The sequence below is a fragment of the Faecalibacterium sp. PGM34 genome (assembly GCF_054456555.1).
Window position 1 is genome coordinate 760,429 of record NZ_CM136898.1, and the last position, 18,399, is coordinate 778,827.

The 18,399-nt window shown below is 61.6% G+C and carries 15 protein-coding genes; 11 read left to right on the forward strand and 4 right to left on the reverse strand.

What is annotated here, in order from left to right; all coding sequences use genetic code 11:
• Window positions 1-57 precede the first annotated feature (57 nt).
• Window positions 58-741, reverse strand: coding sequence for a 5'-methylthioadenosine/adenosylhomocysteine nucleosidase (locus ACXPUX_RS03640; RefSeq protein ID WP_097779347.1), 684 nt, complete (start codon window positions 739-741; stop codon window positions 58-60).
• 255 nt (window positions 742-996) lie between these two features.
• On the reverse strand, window positions 997-2,130 hold the full coding sequence (gene ychF / locus ACXPUX_RS03645) for a redox-regulated ATPase YchF (RefSeq protein ID WP_458830108.1): 1,134 nt from the start codon (window positions 2,128-2,130) through the stop codon (window positions 997-999).
• 334 nt (window positions 2,131-2,464) lie between these two features.
• Between ychF and ACXPUX_RS03650 the strand changes: the two genes are divergently transcribed.
• From ACXPUX_RS03650 to ACXPUX_RS03700, 11 genes are all read left to right on the forward strand, one after another.
• Window positions 2,465-3,163 (forward strand): response regulator transcription factor, encoded by a 699-nt coding sequence (locus tag ACXPUX_RS03650; RefSeq protein WP_005921458.1) that lies wholly within the window; start codon window positions 2,465-2,467, stop codon window positions 3,161-3,163.
• On the forward strand, window positions 3,163-4,692 hold the full coding sequence (locus ACXPUX_RS03655; protein ID WP_458830110.1) for an ATP-binding protein: 1,530 nt from the start codon (window positions 3,163-3,165) through the stop codon (window positions 4,690-4,692). The genes ACXPUX_RS03650 and ACXPUX_RS03655 overlap by 1 nt, the downstream gene beginning before the upstream one ends.
• 450 nt (window positions 4,693-5,142) lie before the next feature.
• Window positions 5,143-5,793 carry a ribulose-phosphate 3-epimerase gene (gene rpe, locus ACXPUX_RS03660; protein WP_458830112.1) on the forward strand — a complete coding sequence of 217 codons (651 nt, stop codon included), beginning with the start codon at window positions 5,143-5,145 and terminating at the stop codon, window positions 5,791-5,793.
• Window positions 5,794-5,805: 12 nt separating this feature from the next.
• Window positions 5,806-6,825: an RnfABCDGE type electron transport complex subunit D gene (locus tag ACXPUX_RS03665; protein WP_458830114.1), complete on the forward strand. Its 1,020-nt coding sequence runs from the start codon at window positions 5,806-5,808 to the stop codon at window positions 6,823-6,825.
• Entirely contained in the window at window positions 6,822-7,547 is a 726-nt protein-coding gene (locus tag ACXPUX_RS03670; protein WP_458830115.1) for an Rnf-Nqr domain containing protein, read from the forward strand. The genes ACXPUX_RS03665 and ACXPUX_RS03670 overlap by 4 nt, the downstream gene beginning before the upstream one ends.
• On the forward strand, window positions 7,544-8,158 hold the full coding sequence (locus ACXPUX_RS03675) for an electron transport complex protein RnfA (RefSeq protein WP_458830116.1): 615 nt from the start codon (window positions 7,544-7,546) through the stop codon (window positions 8,156-8,158). The genes ACXPUX_RS03670 and ACXPUX_RS03675 overlap by 4 nt, the downstream gene beginning before the upstream one ends.
• Window positions 8,159-8,182: 24 nt before the next feature.
• Complete coding sequence (locus tag ACXPUX_RS03680) at window positions 8,183-9,289, forward strand: putative glycoside hydrolase (protein ID WP_458830117.1); 1,107 nt, start codon at window positions 8,183-8,185, stop codon at window positions 9,287-9,289.
• 32 nt (window positions 9,290-9,321) lie between these two features.
• On the forward strand, window positions 9,322-10,614 hold the full coding sequence (locus tag ACXPUX_RS03685; protein WP_458830118.1) for a DUF1015 domain-containing protein: 1,293 nt from the start codon (window positions 9,322-9,324) through the stop codon (window positions 10,612-10,614).
• 10 nt (window positions 10,615-10,624) lie between these two features.
• Window positions 10,625-12,550: a DEAD/DEAH box helicase gene (locus ACXPUX_RS03690; protein WP_458830119.1), complete on the forward strand. Its 1,926-nt coding sequence runs from the start codon at window positions 10,625-10,627 to the stop codon at window positions 12,548-12,550.
• Window positions 12,547-13,395, forward strand: coding sequence for a putative RNA methyltransferase (locus ACXPUX_RS03695; protein ID WP_458830120.1), 849 nt, complete (start codon window positions 12,547-12,549; stop codon window positions 13,393-13,395). The genes ACXPUX_RS03690 and ACXPUX_RS03695 overlap by 4 nt, the downstream gene beginning before the upstream one ends.
• A 285-nt stretch (window positions 13,396-13,680) precedes the next feature.
• Window positions 13,681-14,865, forward strand: coding sequence for an alpha/beta hydrolase (locus tag ACXPUX_RS03700; RefSeq protein ID WP_458830122.1), 1,185 nt, complete (start codon window positions 13,681-13,683; stop codon window positions 14,863-14,865).
• Between the two features lie 80 nt (window positions 14,866-14,945).
• Here the strand turns inward: ACXPUX_RS03700 and ACXPUX_RS03705 are convergent, their stop codons facing one another.
• On the reverse strand, window positions 14,946-16,301 hold the full coding sequence (locus ACXPUX_RS03705) for an MATE family efflux transporter (RefSeq protein WP_458830124.1): 1,356 nt from the start codon (window positions 16,299-16,301) through the stop codon (window positions 14,946-14,948).
• A gap of 579 nt (window positions 16,302-16,880) precedes the next feature.
• Window positions 16,881-18,320 carry an alanine/glycine:cation symporter family protein gene (locus ACXPUX_RS03710; protein WP_458830126.1) on the reverse strand — a complete coding sequence of 480 codons (1,440 nt, stop codon included), beginning with the start codon at window positions 18,318-18,320 and terminating at the stop codon, window positions 16,881-16,883.
• Window positions 18,321-18,399: the final 79 nt, after the last annotated feature.

Below are 18,399 nucleotides of genomic sequence, written 5' to 3' on the forward strand. Positions count from 1 at the left end.
TAAACGCAAAACAGCCAGACCGGCACTGCCGGTCTGGCTGTTGTTGTTTCAGGAAGCTTACAGCTTTTCCACCATCGCTGCCACGATCTTGGTGGCGGTGGCGACATACTCGCTGATGCTGAACTTCTTCACCACCAGTACCTCGTGGCCGTCCTCGTCGGCGTTGTCGCTCATGGCGCGCAGGATGACGCAGGGCACGCCGTTCTTGGCGGCGATCTGACTTACTGCGGCGCCCTCCATCTCCACGCAGTCCGGGGCGCACTTGGCTTCAATGGCGGCTTTCGTTTCGCTGTCGCCCACGAACAAATCGCCGGTGGCGATCTTGCCCACCAGTGCCTTTACCCCGGCTTCGGCGCAGGCGGCTTCGGCGGCGGCGATCAGTTCCGGGTCGCCGGTGTACTCCTTCAGGAACGGCGGGTTCTGGCAGATCATATCCAGCTGGGCGTCGTGGTACAGCACCGTTTTGCCGATGACCACATCGCCGATGCCGATCTTGCTGGTCATGTTGCCCGCAATGCCGGAGAAGATGATCTTCTCCGCGCCGAACTTGGTGATGAGCACCTGCGTGGTAGCGGCGGCGTTGGCCTTGCCCATACCGGCGCAGCACACCACCACCTGCTTGCCGGCCAGCGTACCCTTGTGGTACTCCACGCCGCCGTAGGGCTCAACGGTGACATTTTCCAGCTTTGCACACAGCTGGTCTACTTCATCGGGCATAGCGCCCATAATACCCAAGATCATGGTGGACTCCTTTTATAGTGAGTATGCTTTTTTCGGCGGCCTCGCCCTCTCCGTCATCGCTGCGCGATGCCACACTCCCCCTTTTGTCGCTGCGCGACATCTTCCCCCGGAGCGGGGGAAGTCTTTCCTCAAAGAGAGAGGCAAGAGCACTGCCGAAAGCGTCCTTTTTGTACCTAATGCTTTAGCATCGAGGTTGACGGCTTGGCTCTCCCTTTGGGAGAGCTGGCGCGGGAGCGCCTGAGAGGGCGAATTTCTTTAAACATTAAACAGGAACTCGATGACATCGCCATCGTGCACAACATACTCCTTGCCCTCGGTGCGCTGCAGGCCCTTGGCCTTGACGGCGGCGTAGTCGAAGTTGTTGGCTTCCAGATCGTTGTAGCCGATGACGCTGGCACGGATGAAGCCGCGCTCGAAGTCACTGTGGATCTTACCGGCAGCCTGCGGAGCCTTGGTGCCCTTGCGGATGGTCCATGCGCGGCACTCCTTCTTGCCGTCGGTCAGGAAGGAAATCAGACCCAGCAGATCGTAGCTGGCGGTGATGAGGTTGTCCAGACCGCTGGCTTCGATGCCCATCTCAGCCAGAAACGCCTTCTTCTCCTCGGGGCTGTAATCCGCAATGTCCTCCTCGGTCTTGGCGCAGATGGGAATGTAGCGGGCGCCCTCCTCCTTGGCGCGGGCAGCCACCAGCGGGACGTACTTGTTGTTCTCGATGCCCTCCATCAGGTCGTCCTCACCCACGTTGCAGGCGTACAGCACCGGCTTTGCGCTCAGCAGACCCATCTCGTGCAGCACGGTCTGCTGCTCGGTGTCGGCGGGGTCAAAATCGAAGCTGCGGGCGGGCTTGCCGGTGCTCAGGTGGTCGGCAAGCTTTTGCAGCCATGCGGCCTCGGCGGCAGCGCCCTTATTGTTGCCGCTCTTGGCAGCCTTTGCCATGCGGCCTGCGCGGTTCTGCACCACCTCAAGGTCGGAGAGGATCAGCTCGTAGTCGATGGCCTCAATGTCGGCAATGGGGTCCACAGCCTCAGCCTTGGTCACATCCTCCACCACATGGATGATGTTGTCATCGTCAAAGCAGCGCACCACATGCACGATGGCATCGCACTCGCGGATATGGCCAAGGAACTTGTTGCCAAGGCCGGCGCCCTGACTTGCACCCTTTACCAGACCTGCAATGTCCACAAACTCCACGATGGCGGGGGTCTTTTTGTTGGTCTGCCAGATCTCGGCCAGCTTATCCAGCCGCTTGTCCGGCACAGCCACGATGCCGGAGTTCGGCTCGATGGTGCAGAAGGGATAGTTTGCAGCCTCCGCGTTTTTGGTGGAGGTGATGGCGTTGAACAGAGTGGACTTGCCCACGTTGGGCAGGCCGACGATACCTAACTTCATATAAAATACGCTCCTTACACGTTTTTTGGCATAACGATACATCTATCATTATACGCGATGAACCCCGCCAGCGCAAGGGGGCGGGGCTATCTTGAATAAGGAATCCTGAAATAATCCAGGATGGTTTATCGGCAAGAAATCGAATTTTAAGGACTGCGGCGTGAACATTTCTTGCCGATAGAGCGGCTGCGCAGGCAGAAATGTGAAAAAAACTACACTTCCTTCTTTATTTTGTCATAACTGTCCCGTATAATAGAAAGGAAAGAGCCTGTCAAAACGCCCGGAAGGGCTGAAGATACAGCAAAAACCTGCATAAAAGGGGAGGAAAACACTTATGGCAAACGAAAAGATCCTTGTGGTGGACGACGACGCCAACATCTGCGAGCTGCTGCGGCTGTACCTGACCAAGGAGGGCTATCAGGTCACGGTGGCAAACGATGGCGAAGAAGGACTGGAAAAGTTCAACGCGGTCAAGCCGGACATGGTGCTGCTGGACGTGATGATGCCCCGCATGGACGGCCTTGAGGTCTGCCGCCGCATCCGCAAGGCGGGCAACACCCCCGTGATGATGCTTACCGCCAAGGGCGAGACCTTTGACAAGGTGCTGGGCTTGGAGCTGGGCGCAGACGATTACATGGTAAAGCCCTTTGACGCAAAAGAGGTGGTGGCACGCATCAAGGCGGTGCTGCGCCGCTGCCAGACTACTTCCGCTGCCGCCGAGAGCACCGAGGGCGTCATTGAGTTCGACAACCTGCGTCTGGATATGAACAGCTACGAGCTGCGGGTCAAGGGCAAGGTGGTGGAGGCTCCCCCCAAGGAGCTGGAGCTGCTGAACTGTCTGGCCTCCCACCCCAACCGCGTGTACACCCGCGACCAGCTGCTGGACGAGGTGTGGGGCTTTGAGTACTACGGCGACAGCCGCACCATTGATGTCCACGTCAAGCGCCTGCGCGAAAAGCTGGCCGGTGCTTCCGATAAGTGGGAGCTGAAAACTGTCTGGGGCGTGGGTTATAAGTTCGAGGTGCGTCAGTAATGCGTAAAAGTATCTCCACAGCCTTTTTCTCCATGGTGTCCACCCTGATGGTGCTGGGCATCGTGCTGATGGGCTGCTCGGAGTGGGTATTGTTCAAAAGCTATTTTGCGAAGGAACGCTACGAAACGCTGGATCAGGTGGTAAGCGTTGCCAAGCGCACCGCAGAATATCTGGTAAACAGCGAGACCATGCCGCAGGGCGCAGAGCTGGACGCTTTGAACACCAAGCTGGAGATCATCGGCGAGAGCGCCGAGGCCTATCTGTTTTTCACGGACGGACAGGGCAATGTGCTCATTGCCTCCGACCCGGCAAAGCTTACCACCGACACCGTGCCGCTGGATATCTGCCAGCGCGCCAACGCAGTGGCAGACCCGGACGCCCGGCACTACCACGCCTTCGGCGATTTGGGCGGTGCCCTGACCGAAAAAAGCTATATCGCGGCGGTGGAGACCATCGATGACCAGAGCCTGTTCAGCGGCTGGCTGTTTTTGTGCTCCTCCGGTGCGCAGCTCACCGATTTCAAGCAGCAGTTCTGGTCCAACTTCCTCCTGTCTGCCTGCGTGATGCTGCTGTGCGCCAGTGTGCTGACCCGCCTGTTGATGCGTCAGCTCACCGACCCGCTGCAAAAAGTGACCGATGCCGCCCAGCGCTTTGGCGGCGGCGACCTCTCCGTCCGCGTGGAGGGCGTGGAGGGCGACGGCGAGGTGGCAGACCTTGCCCGCACCTTCAACCAGATGGCGGAGAATATCCAGTCCAACGATAACTCCCGGGGTCAGTTCATGGGCAACATCGCCCACGAGCTGCGCACCCCCATGACCACCATCAAGGGCTTTGTGGACGGCATTCTGGATGGCACCATCCCGCCCGAGATGCAGAACCACTATTTGCAGCTGGTCAGCGAGGAGACCGGCCGTCTTGCACGGCTCATCCAGAATATGCTGGATCTCTCCAAGCTGGAAAGCGGAGAGTATCAGGTGAACGCCCGGATGTTCAATATCTGGGAGACCCTGACCGGCGTGGCGCTGGCCGCAGAGCAGCGCATCAACGACGGCATGATCGAGCTGGAAGGCCTGACCATGGACGAAAAAGTGCTGGTCTACGCCGACCCCGACCTGATCCATCAGGTGGCGTATAATCTGCTGGACAACGCCATCAAGTTCACCCCGGCGGGCGGCACCATCCGCTTCAGCGTGGAAAAGCTTGGCCCCGAGGCCGAGATCTCCATCTGGAACTCCGGGCAGGGCATCAGCCCGGAGGCGCTGCCCTATGTGTTCGAGCGGTTCTACAAGGAGGACCGCTCCCGCGGCCTGCACGCCCGCGGCTCCGGCCTTGGGCTGAACATCTGCAAGGTGCTGGTCAATCTGTCCGGCGGGCAGATCCGCGTGGAGAGCCAGCAGGGCGAGTGGTGCCGCTTTGTGTTCACCCTGCCCATCTGTTCCCCTAATCCCGGCGGCATGAAGCGCCTGCCGGACGCCGCCGGTCAGCCCGGCGCAGTAGAGGACCCCGCCAGCATGAAGCCGGTAGAATAAGACCCCGCAGCCAGACTGCCCCGCCCGGGCGGTCTGGCTGCTTTGGCGTTGTCGCCCTCTCAGGCGCTCCCGCGCCAGATTCCCCCTTTTGTCACCTACGGTGACATTTTCCCCCGGAGCGGGGGAAGTCTTTCCTCAAAGGGAGAGCCAAGCCGTTACGTTCGTTGCTAAAGTATTAGGCATAATGAGGAAGCTTCTGGGTGTGCTCTTGGCTCTCCCTTTGGGAGAGCTGTCACCGAAGGTGACTGAGAGGGCGAGCCCGCCTTATGGACTTTTTGCGCCATTTACGACTTTTCAGTGAAAAAAACGGCTGCGGGTTTGATTTTTTGGCCGTTTTCATGTAAACTAAAAAATAACCATGCCCGCGTGTTTTCCGGGCGGGAAAAGCCCGCAAAATGCGCAACGCATGGGATAAAAATTGCTAAAAATAACGGAGCGTAATGAAATATTATGGCCATCGTAAGTCCTTCGATTCTTTCTGCTGATTTTGGCAAGCTGGGTGCAGACTGCCGCATGGTGCTGGACGCCGGTGCGCAGATGCTGCACTATGACGTGATGGACGGGCATTTTGTGCCCAACATCAGCTTTGGCGTGCCGGTGCTCAAAAGCCTGCACAAGGCGCTGCCGGATGCCTTTTATGACGTGCATCTGATGATCAGCCACCCGCTGCAATACGCCGAGCCTTTCATCAAGGCCGGTGCGACCCTGTATAATTTCCATCTGGAGTGCGAAGATGATATTCAGGCCACCATTGATGCCGTGCGTGCGCTGGGCTGCAAGGTGGGTCTGACCATCAAGCCCGGCACCCCGGCCGATGCGCTGGCACCGTGGCTGGAGCAGCTGGATCTGGTGCTGGTGATGAGCGTGGAGCCCGGCTTCGGCGGGCAGAAGTTCATGCCCTCGGCGCTGGACAAGCTGCGCTGGCTCAAGGCGGAGCGGGAAGCACGCGGCCTTTCCTACCTGCTGGAGGTGGACGGCGGCGTGGACGCCGCCACCGCACCCCTGTGCGTGGAAGCCGGTGCCGACGTGCTGGTGGCAGGCAGCGCCGTGTTTGGCGCTGCCGACCCCGCTGCGGCTGTGGGCGCGCTGGCCAGCCTGTAAGGAGGCCTGTATATGGATGAAGCTTTGATCCAGGAGCAGGAGCGGCAGCTGCAAAAGACCGGCCGGTACTATAAGCATGTTTTCTGGCTGTGTGTGCCGCTGCTGTGCATGGCCTGCTATTTCTACGGCGCGCGCCCGCTGCTGCTGTGCGGCGTCGCCCTGCTTACCGGCAACCTGTGCGACCGTCTGGTGGCGCTGCTGCGCCATCGGGAGTACACAAACAAAGATCTCTCCAACGAAAGTTTCAGCCTGATCATCGCCCTGCTCATGCCCGCCACCGTGGACATCTATGTGCTGGTGGTGGCGGTGCTGGCGGGTGTCCTCATCGGCAAGGAGGTCTTTGGCGGCTACGGCAGCTATCCCTTCAACCCCGCTGCCGTGGGCTACGCCGTGGCGGCGGTATCGTGGCCGGAGCAGGTGGTGCGCTATCCGCAGCCCTACACGCCGCTGCCCCTGTGGAATGCCTCTGCCGTGCCGGTAAGCAGCACCATCGAGGATACCCTGCGCAGCGGCGGCATCCTGAACCTGAACGCCCTCGCCGTTGTGCTGGGCGAGTTTGCCGCCCCCATGGGCACCGGCGCAGCGCTGGTCATTCTGGCCTGCGGCCTTGTGCTGTGGACCCAAAAGGACGTGCATATCGCCGCATCCGTAAGCTTTCTGGTCACCTGCGGGCTCATCGCCTTCTTCTTCCCGCGGCAGGTAGGTCTGGCAGACAGCACCCTCTTCAGCAGCCTGCTGCCCCGCCTGCAGGGCGTCCGGGACGAGCTGCACACTGGTGCGGTGCTGTTCTGTGCGGTGTTCCTGCTCAACGAGCCCTACACCTGCGCCCACCACCGGCTCGGGCGCATCCTGTACGGCGCACTGGTGGGCGCAGCCACCATGGGCTTCCGCTATTTCGGCGTGTACGAGACCGGCGTCTGCTTTGCGCTGCTGGCGGTCAACAGCGTGTCTGCGCTTATTGACCGCACCGAGGAGCGGCTGTACCGTCTGCTGCACCGTCTGCCATCCGAACGAAAGGAGGCTGCGGAATGAAAAAGCGTACTGCGGAACTGATTTTGCAGGACCCCGAAAAGTTTGCCCATCATGACCGCGTGTTCCTGAATAACCCGGTGGTCATGCAGGGCATGGGTCTGGCACCGCTGGTGGTCGTGGCCACCACCGGCCAGAACGGCCTGATGCTGGCGGCGGCGGTGGCGCTGCTGCTGGTGCCCTCCCGCGTGCTGGCCTGCCTGCTCAGCCGCCTTGTGCCCCTGCGGGACGAGGAGCCTACCCCGGAGCAGCTGCAAAAAAAGCTGCTGCCCCGTGCGATTCTGTACGCAGCCAGCGCCGCTGTGGTGTACTTGGCGGCGTACCCCATTTTGAACCTCGTGTTCGGCACGGGTCTTTTGAACCTTGGCATCTACCTGCCCATGCTGGTGGTGGAGCCGCTTCTGACCTACCGCTTCGGCCGCGTGCAGGAGACGGTGCACAAGGCCGTTTCCAAGGGCGTGCGCATCACCGTGGGTTATGCGCTGCTGCTGCTCGTGGTGGGCATCGTGCGCGAGTGGCTCAGCCTTGGCACCGTGTTCGGTGCCCCGGTGGGACGCTGGGCGCTGCTGCCGCTGGCTAAGATGCCGGCGGGCGGCTTTATCGTGCTGGGCATCCTGTGCGCCATCTGGCGCGCTGCGGCTGCAAAGCGCAAGGAATATCTGAAAAAGGAAGCGCGGGATACCCTGACCGTGCACTACCAGAAGGAGGCGAACCGCGAACCGTGAAGGAAGTTGTAAGCAGCTCGGCAGTGTTTTTCAGCTACGCACTGCTGGCTATTTTTGCACAGAACGCTGTCTTTACCCGTGCACTGGGCGTGTCCCGCATGGTGCAGCTGGTGGGGGACGACCGCACCAGCAGCGCTTTGTTCGGCATGATGCTGTGCATCACGCAGGTGCTGGTGGCACCGGCGGCTTTCTTTGCAGGGCGGTGGTTCATTGCCCCGCTGGATAACCGCGCACAGCTGCGCCCGCTGGTGTATATCGCCAGCATCGCCGTGGTGTGTCTGGCAGAGCATCTGGTGCTGTGGCTGCTGCGCAGCCTGCCCCGCCGCAGCCAGCTGCTGCGCATCGTGCCGCTGGCCGCGCTGAACAGCGGCGTGCTGGGCACGGTGCTGGTGGAGCGCACCCAGACCTTTACCCTTGGTCAGAGCCTTGGCTTTGGCCTTGGCAGCGGCATCGGCTATGTGCTGGCGGTGCTGCTGGTCACCGAGGCGCGCCACCGCCTGCGCAGCAAAGCCATCCCCAAAGCATTCCGCGGCCTGCCCATCACGCTGGTGTATATCGGCGTGCTGGCGCTGGCGATCTATGGCTTTACCGGACATTCCGTTATCCTGTGATGCAGACAGGGAGGAAAGGATACCATGGCTAAGTATAAACGTCAGAAGGTCAAGCATTATCACCGCAGCTTTTACAGCCGGGAAATGCGCGTCAAGCGCGGCATCGGCATTGCGGTGCTGGTAGTGGCAGTGCTGGCAGCAGCATGGTTTGCCGCACCCCATGTGCTGGATTGGGCCACCCACACATGGTATACCGTGGTCAAGGACCGGGACCTCGAGGCCGAAAGCGCTTCCCGCGCCGAGGCAGCCGCTTCCTCTGCGGCGGCAAGCAGCGCCGCCGCTTCGCAGGCAGCGTCTGAGCCGGAGCCGGAAGAGGAAAAGCCGCTGGACGGCAAGGACATCACCGGCGGCAGCTGGGCAGAGCTGGACGTGACAGCCCTGACCGATGAAGCCGCCATCCGCGCCGCCGCCCGGCAGCTGAAGCAGCAGGGCGCAGACTACGCCCTTGTCACCCTGAAGGACGCCGCTGGCACGGTGTACTACGCTTCCGGGGTGGCAAATGCCGCCCAGAGCATCACCGAAAGCCCGGTGGATGCGGCAAGCATCGCCGCCATCCTGCGGGAGGAGGGCATCATCCCGGCGGCACAGCTTGCCGCCTTTACCGACCCGGTGTCGGTGTACACCGACCGCAGCATGGGCGTGCACTACGACGGCAACAGCCTTTGGCTGGACAATGTCAGCGCAGCCAAGGGCGGCAAGGCGTGGATGAACCCCTTTGCCGCAAGCGCGGTGCAGTATGTCGGCGACCTCATTGAAGAGGTGCAGGGCATGGGCTACGAGCAGGTGGTGCTTACCGGGGTGCAGTTCCCCAACATCATCACCCGCAAGCAGGACTTCGGCGCTTCCGGCGGCAAGAGCCGGGAGGGACGCGCCGCCCAGCTGACGGCCGATATCGCCGCATGGCAGACCCGTTTTGCGGGCAGCGTGACCCTGTGGGTCAGCTACCCGGACGCACTTTGCACCGCCGCCACCGATGCCCTTGGCACCACCGGCGTGTCCCTTGGTATGGAAAATCTGCTGGTCACCAGCAGCACCGCACTGGATGCGGACAGCCGCGCTGCGCTGGAGCAGGCCGCTGCCAACGCCGGTGTGCAGCACGTTGTGGTGCACGACACCGCAGCATTCCGCTGAAAAGCGGCTTTTAGAGAGGGGAGGAAACCATTATGAAACCGACTACCTGTTTTGCACCCGCACACATCCTGCTGCCTTCGGAGCAGGTGCCGCTGGAACAGTGGGGCTGCATTGCCTGTGACCAGTTTACCAGCGACCGCAGCTACTGGCAGCGGGCAGAAGAGACTGCTGCCGGTGCGCCCAGCACCCTGAACCTGATCCTGCCGGAGGTGTATCTGGAGGACGGAGACGCCGACGCACGGGTGGAAAAGATCCACGAAACCATGCAGGATTATGCCCAGAACGTGCTCACCCGGGCGGTGGACGGCTTTATCTATGTAGAACGCACCGAGCAGAGCGGCCGGGTGCGGCAGGGTCTTGTGGGGCGTGTGGACCTGGAGGCTTACAGCTACCGCCGTGGCGAAAAATGCACCGTGCGTCCCAGCGAGTGCACCGTGGAAAGCCGCATCCCGCCCCGCATGAAGGTGCGCACCGGCGCTGCGCTGGAAACGCCCCACATCATGATGCTGGCGGATGACCCGGACTGCACCCTCATCGAGCCCATTGCCGCCCACAAGGACAGCCTGCCCAAGGTGTACGAGGGCGAGCTGATGCTGGGCGGCGGTCATGTGGCAGGCTGGGCGGTGGAGGACCCCGCCCTCATCGCGCAGATCGAAAACGCACTGACCGTGCTGGGCAGTCAGGAAGAATTTGACAAGAAATACCCCGATGCCACCCGCCGCGATCCGCTGACGCTGGCGGTGGGCGACGGCAACCACTCGCTGGCTACCGCAAAGGCCTGCTGGGAGGAGCTGAAAAAGACCCTGACCCCGGAGCAGGCAGAAAATCACCCCGCCCGCTGGTGTCTGGCAGAGGTGTGCAACGTGCACTCCCCGGCCATCGAGATCGAGCCCATCCACCGGGTACTGTTCAACGTGGACTGCGCCACCGTGCTGCTGAGCCTGATCACATGGAGCGATGCCAATATGGCAGGCTGCTGCTTTGGCGGCAGCAAAAAGCAGCCCTTTACGCTGGCAGGCCCCCACATGGCCAATGTGCTCAGCTTTGAGGACCCCACCGAGCCGCTGACCGTGGGCACCATCGATGATTTTATTTCGGATTATATCGAGCGCCACCCGGAGGCAAAGGTGGACTATGTGCATGACGAGCCGGCTGTGCGTGCGCTGTGCAAGCAGGGCGCAGTGGCGTTTTTGATGCCGCCCTTCGCCAAGAGCGACCTGTTCCGCGGCGTTGTGATGGGCGGCGTGCTGCCCCGCAAGACCTTCAGCATGGGACACGCGGAGGAAAAGCGCTATTACATCGAGTGCCGGAAGATCACAGAATAATAGGAGAACCATGACATTTAAAGAACTGAATCTGTCCGCCCCGCTGCTGCGTGCTGTGCAGGAAGCGGGCTACGAGACTCCCTCGCCCATTCAGGCGGCGGCCATCCCGCCGGTGCTGGCAGGCCGGGATCTGATGGGCTGCGCCCAGACCGGCACCGGCAAGACGGCGGCTTTTGCGCTGCCCATGCTGGACCGGCTCACCGCCAATGCGCCCCGCCGCAAGGGTACCATCCGTGCGCTGATCCTGACCCCCACCCGGGAGCTGGCTTTGCAGATCGGCGAAAGCTTTGAAGCCTACGGCAAGTACCTGAAGCTGCGCAGCACCGTCATCTTTGGCGGCGTGGGACAGGCACCGCAGGTGGAAGCGCTGAAAAAGGGCGTGGACATCCTCATCGCCTGCCCGGGACGGCTGAACGATTTGATCGGGCAGGGCTTTATCGACCTGTCCGCTTTGGAGATTTTTGTGCTGGACGAGGCCGACCGGATGCTGGACATGGGCTTTGTCCATGACGTGAAAAAGGTCATTGCAAAGCTGCCCGCCCAGCGCCAGAACCTGATGTTCAGCGCCACCATGCCCACTGAGATCGAGCAGCTGGCTGCCGGCATCCTGCATGACCCCGCCTTTGTCAAGGTGGACCCGGTGTCCAGCACCGTGGACCGCATCCAGCAGAGCCTTTACTATGTGGAAAAGGGCAACAAAAAGCTTTTGCTGCCGTGGCTCATCAAAAATTTGCAGCCGCCGGTGGTCAACGCGCTGGTGTTCAGCCGCACCAAGCACGGCGCGGATAAGATCGCAAAGGACCTGACAAAGCAGGGCATCCCCGCCGCCGCCATCCACGGCAACAAGAGCCAGACTGCCCGCGTGACCGCGCTGGAGGATTTCAAGTCCGGCAAGACCCGGGTGCTGGTGGCCACCGATATCGCCGCCCGCGGCATTGATATCAGCGAGCTTTCCCATGTGTTCAACTACGACCTGCCCGAGGTGCCGGAGACCTACGTGCACCGCATCGGGCGTACCGCCCGCGCCGGTGCGGACGGCACCGCCGTCAGCTTCTGCGCCCCGGAGGAGCAGGAGTATCTGGCAGGCATCGAAAAGCTGAACCGCCGCAAGATCCCGGTGGTGTCCGGTCATCCGTGGGACGGCGTGCCCGCCCCGGTGCGCCCGGTGCTGCCTGTGCGCGGCAAAAAGCCCCGCCTCGAAGCAGAAAAACCGGCCGAAGCGCCGAAAAAACAGGCCGAAACTGCGCCCGCAAAGGCTGCAAAGGCAGCTGCGCCCGCGCCGAAGCAGGAGCCGAAGGCTGCAAAGAACGCGGTGCCTGCAAAACCGAAAAAAGAGGAAACACTGATGCAAGACAGCAACGCAAAGCGCGGCCCCCGCAACGACCGCCGCGCCAACAACCGGGGCGCAAGCGCCCCCAAGGAAGCGGCAGCGCCCCGCGCCCGCCGCGAAAATGCCGCCCCCGTCCGGGGCAGCAACGCCCAGCCCAAGTTTGACCCCCATTTTGTCAGCGCCCCGGAGGCTACCCCGCTGCGCCCGGCACGCAAGACCCCTGCCGCCCCGGCAGCACCTGCCATCCGCAGCGCACAGGAGCCCCAGAACAACCAGAACGCAAACCGCAGCGGCAGCCGCCGCAACGACCGCAGCGACCGGGGTGAACAGCGCAATGCCCGCCTCGCTGCCCAGAGCAATAACGCCCGCCCTGCCCACAGCGAGCGCGGCAATGCCGGGAACCAGAACCGCACCGGCAGCGCACCCCGCGCTCCCAAGGCCGAGCCTGCCCGCCGCGGCCGCAATGCCGCTGCCCGGGACGAGGACCCGGGGCTGATGCTCATCAGCCGCCGTCCGCCCCAGCAGAAGTACACCAGCTTTGAGGAGTATATGGACGCCCACGGCGGTGCCACTGCACCCATTGAGGATCACAGCGAAGAAGTATGAGCCGGAACGAAGCCTTTACCCCGTGGCAGTGCCCCCTGTGCGGCGGTGCGCTGCAAGGGGAGAATGACCTGAAATGTGAAAAAGGCCACTGCTTTGACCGCGCCCGGGAGGGCTACTGGCATCTTTTGCCGGTGCAGAGTATGCGCACCAAAGCCCCCGGGGACAGCAAGGAGATGGTAGCCGCCCGCCGCGCCTTCCTGAACGCCGGATACTACGGCATCTTCGGGCAGGCGCTGGGGGAGCTGTGCCTTGCCCACGGTGTGCCCGCCGCGAAGGACGCCCCGCTGCACCTGCTGGACGCAGGCTGCGGCGAGGGCTGGTATGACCGCTGCATCGCGCAGCAGTTCACGGCGGCAGAAAAGCCGCTGCAGCTGGCCGGGTTCGATATCGCAAAGCCCGCCGTGCGCTTGGCCGCAAAGGCGCTGCCCACTGCGCAGTACGCGGTGGCGTCCAGCTTCAGCCAGCCGGTGCGCACCGGCTGGGCAGATGTGCTGCTGAACTGCTTTTCACCTTTTGCGCAGGAGGAGTTCAGCCGGGTGCTGCGCCCGGGCGGGCGCATGATCTACGTTGTGCCGGGGGCAGAGCATCTGTACCAGATGAAGGCTGTGCTCTACGAAAAGCCCTACAAAAACCCGGTGCAGCAGGTGGAGTACCCGGGCTTTTGCGCCATCGACGAGCGTGAGGTGCAGGGCACCATCACCGTGCCCGCCGCCCAGCTGGAAGCGCTGTTCGCCATGACCCCCTACTACTGGAAAACACCCCGCGACGGTGCCGCCCGCCTTGCGGCTCTGCCGCAGCTGACCACCACCATCGCCTTCCGCTTTCTGGTGTTTGAAAAGCTGTAATAAGATACAAAAGGACTGCCGTGCAGGTGCATGGCAGTCCTTTTTTGTGCCCATTCTCATGCTTGTTGATTTTCACAAGAACTGACATACTAATATATCAATTTCGCACAAAAACAACAAAATCTATTTACAAGTTCGTTATATTGTGGTACGATTTGTGCAGATTTCGATGGCATGATACAACTGGAATGTCTATCGGACCCGGCAGCAGGGCGTTTGCTGTACAGTTTCGGGCGGCTTTGTTCTGCACAAATGTGCCGTCTGCATTTAAAAGGAGAAATGATGATGAACAGAAGAGACTTTATGAAGCTTTCCGCCGCTTCTGCCGTGACCATGGGCGCAGTGGCTGGCATGGCGCCCGCATCCTTTGCTGAAAACGCTGGCGTGCACACCGATGCTGAGGTGCAGGCCATGGTGGCAGAGGAACTCCGTCTCTCCCGCGAGGTGGCCTTTTATCCGGCTGCTTTCCGGGGTGATTTTGACAAGTTCTATGTGCTGTTCCACAAGCTGTCCCGTGCTCAGTACGAGAAGGTGGACGGTGCACCTGCGCCCGGCATCAATGCTTCTCACTACGAGATGTGTGTTGCTCTGACCAATGCCCGCAAGGCGCTGCGCCAGATCAAGGACCCCAAGAGCACCGTTTGGGAAATTTGGGGAGATCAGATGGCCGTGGAATCTCCGCTGCCCACTAACTGGGAAAATTGCTACGATAACGAGGGCTTCCGTCCCTTCCTGAACCCGTACCTGCTGCGAGATCAGGGCAAGGTGAAGGGCAACGTGATCATTATTGCAGGCGGCGGCAGCACCCACCGCAACAACGTGGTGGAAGGCTACCCTGTGGCCGAGTTCTTCAACAAGAACGGCTACAACGCCTTTGTGCTGCAGCGCCGCGTCAAACCCTACGCCGCTGTGGATCAGCGGCTGGATCTGGCACGCGCTATCCGCTACATCCGCCACAACGCCTCTGAAAAACACATCGGCAAGACCGATATCATGATCGCTGTGGGCTTCTCTGCCGGCGGCATGAATGTGATGCAGGTGGTGGCCGACCAGTTCGGCACTACGAATACCCCGGATAAGGTCTACCCCAGCTACGTCTGCGATGCTGTGGACTATGAGAGTGCCGACCTGAACGTGGCGATTCCCATCTACGGCCTGTTCGTCACTGGTCTGGACTTCACGAAGAACCCCAACCTGCCCCCGGTCTTTGGTGTTGTGGGTCAGAAAGATGGCCTGAGTGCGATGATGCTGCCCTCTCTGCCGGAGTGCGCGAATACCTTCAAGGATTTCAGCTTCTATCTGGCACCCGATGCGCCCCACGGTGTGGGCTTGGGCACTGGCACCAAGGGCTATGTGGACTACTACACCCAGATCGCCCAGTGGCCGGATATGGCTGTCAACTTTATCGAGAGCCGTCTGGGGCTGATGGAAAAGAAGATCGACATGGACTCCGTGGGCTTTGCATGGTAAGCTGCCCCGACAGGAGTACCTGAAAAACAACGACCCGCCGCACCTCCTTCAGTGCGGCGGGTCGTTGTTTATAAAAATGGTTATGTATGATACTCCATCCATTTACCCTTCCACGCATACAGGATCATGAGCACTGCGCCCAGCCCCCAGCTGACGGGGTAGAGGATGAACACGCCCTCGATGCCGGAGAAGAAGGGCAGCAGAAACTGGATCCACACTACCCGGAACAGGCACAGCGAGACCAGCAGCACCACCATGGGCGGGATGCTGGCACCCGTGCCGCGCACGGCACCGGCAAGGCCGTGCAGGATGCTGAGCAGGAAGTAGAACGGGCAGAACCACCGCATGGCCAGCTTGCCGTAGGTGACCACGGCCTCGTCGGCGGTGAACAGGTGCAGAATGGCGTCCTGTCCGGCCAATAGCGCCGCGCCGGTGCAAAGGGTGTAGAGGACCCCGATGGCAAGGGTGACCCACACCGAGCGCTTTACCCGGTCCAGACGCCCTGCGCCGTAGTTCTGCCCCACAAAGGTGGTGGCAGCCATGCTGATGCTGCTGACGGGCAGAATGTTGAAGCCGTCGATCTTCATGTAGGCCGCAAAGCCCGCCATGGCGGCGGCTCCGTAGCTGTTCACGCTGGCCTGCACCAGCACGTTGGAAAAGGAGATGACCATGTTCTGGATGCCGGTGGGCAGACCCACCCGGATGATGCGGCCTGCCATTTTGCGGTGCAGCCGGATGGCGGAAAGTTCCACCCGGCAGGCGTCCTCGCTTTTCATCAGAAAGCGCAGGCTCAGCACACAGGACACCAGCTGGCTCAAATCGGTGGCGATGGCAGCGCCCGCTACCCCCATCCGCAGCCCTACGATGAACACAAGGTCCAGCACGATGTTGGTCACCGACGCCCATGCCAGATACACCAGCGAGCGCCGGGAGTTTCCGGCGGCGTTCAGGATGCCGGCGGTCATATTATACACCACGCTGAACAGCACCCCGCCGAAGTAGATGCGGATATAGGTCACAGCGTCCGCCAGCACCTCGGCGGGGGTGTTCATGGCCACCAGCAAAGCGCGCCCGCAGGCAACGCCGCCCACCGTCAGCAAAAGCCCCATGACCACCGCAATGGCAAGGGCGGTATGCACCGCCTCGCGGGTCTCCTTGTGGTCGCCCGCGCCCAGATACTGCGACACCACCACCCCCGCACCCACGGCAAGCCCCTGACTGAAGCCGATGAGCAGGTAGATGGGTGACCCGCTGGAGCCCACGGCGGCAAGGGCGTTGCTGCCCACAAAATTGCCCACGATGATACTGTCGGCGGTGTTGTACATCTGCTGCAGCAGATTGCCGAAGATCAGCGGCAGGGCAAACAGCAGCAGGCTTTTTACAATGCTGCCCTCGGTCATAAGGGCAGCGGTATTCCGTGTTTTTACGGCGGCCATGGGGTTCCTCCTCTCAGCGCAAAAAATCGCTTGTGCCCCTTAGCATAGCACAAACCCTGCCCCGGGACAAGGGGCGGGGCTGACGATTGAGAGTGTGCGCTCCGCAGGGAAAGATTCTGCTAGCCGAGGGATGTTCTCTTTTGACACCAAAAGAGAACCAGAAAAGTGCCAGCGATTTCGACGCGCTGGAGCCACGAAAAAGGGGCTGCTCGCCCCTTTTAACCCCAAAGGGGTGGGCTACACCGGAAAAAACTGAAGATTCACGCCTGTTCGGCGTGAAGATCTTTTAACCGTTTTTTCCGGCTCCGCCGATTCAAAGCCCCTCAGTCGCTGCGCGACAGCTCCCCCAAGGGGGAGCAGGCACGCCCACAAACTTTGTGCTTGAGCCGGAAACTTTCCCGTCATGCCAAAGGCTCCCTCCCAGAGGGAGCTGTCAAAACCGTCAGGTTTTGACTGAGGGAGTTCGTTCCAAACCCCGCCCGTGAAAAGGCAAATCTGGAAAATCCGCAGATTTTCCAGATTTGCGAAATTATAAATAATTTTTCCGCTGAATATGGCTAGAGCGCAGCGGAAGCCATTCTAAATCGTCTCACTCGCCGACAACAGCGGCGGCGCGGGGATGCCGTGCAGCTTGCGGGCAAGGTAGTTCTGGGTGATGCGCACCACCGTACCGGACAGCGCTATTACGCCGATGAGGTTCGGCAGCATCATCAGGCCGTTGAAGGTGTCGGAAAGCATCCATGCAAGGTCCAGCCGCATCACCGCGCCCACCGGCATCAGCGCCACGAACAGCACCCGGTAAAATGCCCCTGCTCCCGCGCCGAAGAGATATTCCACGGCCTTGCAGCCGTAGCAGCTCCAGCCAAGGGTGGTGGAGTAGGCGAACAGCAGCACACACACCGCAATGAGCTTTGACCCCAGCGTGCCGAAAACGGCGTCAAAGGCCTGCCCTACCAGCGCACTGCCCGCCGACCCGGCGGCGATGCGCCCAGTGTCCAGATCCACAAAGCCGGAGGTCAGCACCACCAGCGCCGTCAGGGTGCACACCACCATGGTGTCCGCAAACACTTCAAAAATGCCCCACATGCCCTGCTGTACCGGCTCTTTTACGTTGGAAGCCGCGTGCACCATCACTGAGGAGCCAAGCCCCGCTTCGTTGGAAAAAGCGCCCCGCTTGAAGCCCCAAGTGACCGCCCGGGACAGCCCATAGCCTACGATGCCCCCACCGGCGGCACGCAGCCCGAATGCCCCCTTCACGATAGCGGCAAGCGCCGCCGGGACGGCGGTGATGTGCACCCCCACCACGGTGAGCGCACCCACGATGTACAGCAGCGCCATGGCCGGGACAAGCCTTTCCGCCACAGCAGCCACCCGCTTGAGCCCGCCCAGCAAAATCACCGCCGACACTGCCGCCAGCACCGCGCCGGTGGCAGCTTCCGGCACATCGAAAGCCGCCCGCAGATTGCCCGCGATGGAATTGAGCTGGCTCAGGTTGCCGATGCCAAAGCTTGCCAGCGCACAAAACGCAGCAAACAGCACCGCCAGCACCCGCCCCGGCTTGCCGCCAAGGCCGTCCCGCAGGTAGTACATTGGCCCGCCGCGCCAGCCGCCCGCCGGGTCTTTGCGGCGGTAGTAGATGCCCAGCACGTTCTCCGCGTAGCTGGTCATCATGCCCAGCAGCGCCATGACCCACATCCAGAACACCGCGCCCGCCCCGCCGGAAAGGATGGCGGTGGCCACCCCCACAAGGTTGCCGGTGCCAATGGTGGAAGCCAGCGCGGTGCACAGGCTTTGGAACTGGCTGATGGCCTGTTCCTCGCGGGCGGTATGGGCGGTGACGCTCTGGTCGGTCAGGATCGCACCAAGGGTGTGCCGCATCCAGTAGCCCCACCGCCGCAGCTGAAAGCCCCCGGTGCGCACCGTCAGCAGCAGCCCGGTGCCGAAGAGCAGCCCCAGCCCTACCGGCCCCCACACGATGCCGTTCAAAGCCTCGATTCCCCGCATGAACCGTTCTGGCATCTCATCCCCCCCCCTTTACCGTATCCTATGCAGCGCCATTACTCCTCATGCGGTGCGGAGGGCTTTTCGGGATCGGGGA